Source organism: Leptolyngbya sp. PL-A3 (genome assembly GCF_039962325.1).
Classification (GTDB): Bacteria; Cyanobacteriota; Cyanobacteriia; order Elainellales; family Elainellaceae; genus Vacuolonema.
On record NZ_JAMPLB010000148.1, the window covers coordinates 1 to 2691 of the forward strand.

Consider the following 2691-nt stretch of genomic DNA (forward strand, 5'->3'; position numbering starts at 1 on the left):
TGGCTCAAACGTGGGTGTTAAACGTTCAGCTTTTAGAATAGAAGCCTGAAAGCCAGTGATAACAGGGATGATAGAAAATATTAAGAAGCTCTCAAATGACCTTTAGAGGGCTGGATCCTCCATCTCGTTCAATGACCACCCAAACCCACTAATAAACCTAGTGTTTTCTACGTTAGCGCCTTCAAGGTTGACTCCAGAGGGGTTAACCCAGTGAAGATTGGCCCCACTCAAGTTAGCTTCACTAAAGTTTGATGTGTTGAGCCTAGCTAGTTCTAGATTGGCTCCGCTAAAATTCGCCTTGCTGAAGTCAGCTCTGTTAAACTTTGCTGCCCGTAGATCAGCTCCTCTAAAGTCAGCTTCCCTGAAGTTAGCATTACTAAAATTTGCCAGAGTAAGGCTAGCTCCTCTAAAGTCAGCTTTCCGACCATCAACCATTGCAAAATTGGAGTAGAGAAGGTAAGCCTCTCTCATATCAACTGCGCTAAGGTTAGCTTTTTCAAGGTTTGCCCTAGGTAGATAAACTCCTCTAAGATTACCCCCTTTCAAGTCGATGCCATTGAGATTCGTGTCCTGAAATGCCAGCTTGATAAAGGTCTGCCTAAAGGGAAGAAACCTGAAGAGGCCACCTCTAAGAATGGCAGCTCCTAAGCGCGAGACTTTCTGCTTAGGTGTTGTGGAATCTAGTGAGGACGTACTCATTTTTCAAAAACTGCTAGAGAACACGCCAATACTATTAGTTTCTGCGATCGCCCTCTACCGATCCAAATCCTGGGCAAACCGCATCATCATCAGATACACCAGTGCTACAGCAACTTTCGACATAAGCAAGGAAAACTCATTGTTTGCAGGTAGAACTGTCAGAATCACGCTAGACCAGGCGTTAGCAGTAGGTCTTGGGCATGGCAAGAAGCTACGAACGATTGCTTCTTTTGCCCAAAATCCGTAGCGTCTGGTCTGTAAGCCAGTCGCCGTGCGATCGCCCTAGCTGCTTCGATTTGGGGTTGATTTCCGGAGCCGCGATGAGTGCATACAGGGCAAATATTAAACTCATGAGAATAACCTCCCAATAGGAGTTATTCGCTATCGCCACACCTACTAAACACACCAGCTAGTAATGTTTGTAGCCAATGGATAAAGATCATGAGCGGTCTAAGGGCACATCCCTGCGGCCAGTACACCTCCACGCGCATTTAGCAATACAATATCTATCTCGATGGGTGCGATCTTTTCTGTTAAATCAGTCCTACACCATGCCTGCGCCTGCATTATTTTCCCTTCCGTAGGCAGTTCATCAATGAGCTGTGCATACTTACCATTAGCCTCTAATGACACTTCCACGGCACCATAAGCCTGGTATGCACCAAGGAAGGTGGGCTTGTTTGGGTCATTGGTAAATTCGGTTTGATACGTGCGGCGCGTAAGGATAACGGCCTCTTTCAAAGCTTTTGCCTTATCGTCCTTTTCAACGTCCTGCTGCATTTGGGCGATTGCACCCAGCAGCATCAACCCAAAGATCCCGCCAGCAATCGTCCATTGTCCCCACTTCCGCTGTTGTTGTGGCCTTCCTTCTTCAACAGATACAGGCATAGGCATGACAGATTTCTATAAGTCCTCTATAAGTTCTACCCCTATTCTCCCCCTGGAAGAATGGATCGGGACTGCGCTGCAATCGCCCTACCCAACAAAAAAGCCAGAGGCAGACCCCCCTGGCCTATCTCGGTTTTTCTTTGAGTGTGAAGGAGTGTGATTTTCAGGAGCCGAACCTAGGAGTTGAAGTTACTGTATATCCCATTGGCACTGCAGCTTACCATTAAGTCGCACCCATCGAGCAGCCAAACCATTATGTTGAGGCTGGCGAACAGAGTTTGTAGCAGCCAGTTGAAGGTCAGCATCAGGGGAAAAGTAATCTTGCTGTACTTGGGGGTGAGTGATCATAAGCATGAGGGGGATTCCTTGAAGTGAGGAGGGCTTATTTGTTTGGCCGCTGCCGATAGAATTTATAGTCTCAGTTTTGTCTGCTCAGGCTGGTGATTCATCCCGCCAGTTGAGGGTGAATATCGTCACGTAATGATGTGACCTATATCACTATTCAGAGAAAAAAGTGTGTGGGAAGGGCATCAAGCCAGTCCTTGAGTAGCTCTGGGTTGTAACGGTACTCGCCCTTGTACCCTGGCAATCGGAAGTAGTGAACTCCTTCATACCAATACTTGCGGTATTCTTTGATCGTGTCGGGATGAACCCCAAAGAAATGAGCCGCCTCGTTACCGTTCCATGGACGTTCCCAAACCTTGTCCTTCTGCACCGCGTCCAACTGCCTGCCTAAGTCAAGGATCGAATCCTGAAGTCTAACAAGCTCTTTTGACTTACTCTCCTGATTTCTCACCCACTAAGAACTGTTGGTCTGAAATTAGAAGCATTCTCCGCCGCACCGGTGCAAGAACATATCCTGATTTACTCAAAGCATTGGAGACAGCGTTCATGGAAGTGACAAAAAGGATTTCTTAGGCTGGTTTACACACTGTTGTTACTGTATTGAACAAGACTGATAACCGCTATATATAGCGAGAATACTATTTAACCCTCTTTCATCATTCTAGAGAAGAATAGCTAGAGTAGAAGGGTGCATCACCCTGTCGAGATCTAGTTATGGTGGAACCTCGTGCCGCGCGTCCAACCTTGCACTTTGTGGAT

General features: G+C 46.9%; 5 protein-coding genes. All 5 read right to left on the reverse strand.

What is annotated here, in order from left to right:
* Nucleotides 1-102: 102 nt before the first annotated feature.
* Complete coding sequence (locus NDI52_RS34820) at nucleotides 103-699, reverse strand: pentapeptide repeat-containing protein (RefSeq protein ID WP_348257208.1); 597 nt, start codon at nucleotides 697-699, stop codon at nucleotides 103-105.
* A gap of 211 nt (nucleotides 700-910) precedes the next feature.
* Complete coding sequence (locus NDI52_RS34825; RefSeq protein ID WP_190773715.1) at nucleotides 911-1051, reverse strand: hypothetical protein; 141 nt, start codon at nucleotides 1049-1051, stop codon at nucleotides 911-913.
* 98 nt (nucleotides 1052-1149) lie between these two features.
* Nucleotides 1150-1593: a hypothetical protein gene (locus NDI52_RS34830; RefSeq protein WP_348257209.1), complete on the reverse strand. Its 444-nt coding sequence runs from the start codon at nucleotides 1591-1593 to the stop codon at nucleotides 1150-1152.
* Nucleotides 1594-1776: 183 nt separating this feature from the next.
* Nucleotides 1777-1941, reverse strand: a complete 165-nt coding sequence (locus NDI52_RS34835) for a hypothetical protein (RefSeq protein ID WP_190773717.1) — start codon at nucleotides 1939-1941, stop codon at nucleotides 1777-1779.
* Nucleotides 1942-2089: 148 nt separating this feature from the next.
* Nucleotides 2090-2311 (reverse strand): hypothetical protein, encoded by a 222-nt coding sequence (locus tag NDI52_RS34840; protein WP_348257210.1) that lies wholly within the window; start codon nucleotides 2309-2311, stop codon nucleotides 2090-2092.
* Nucleotides 2312-2691 lie beyond the last annotated feature (380 nt).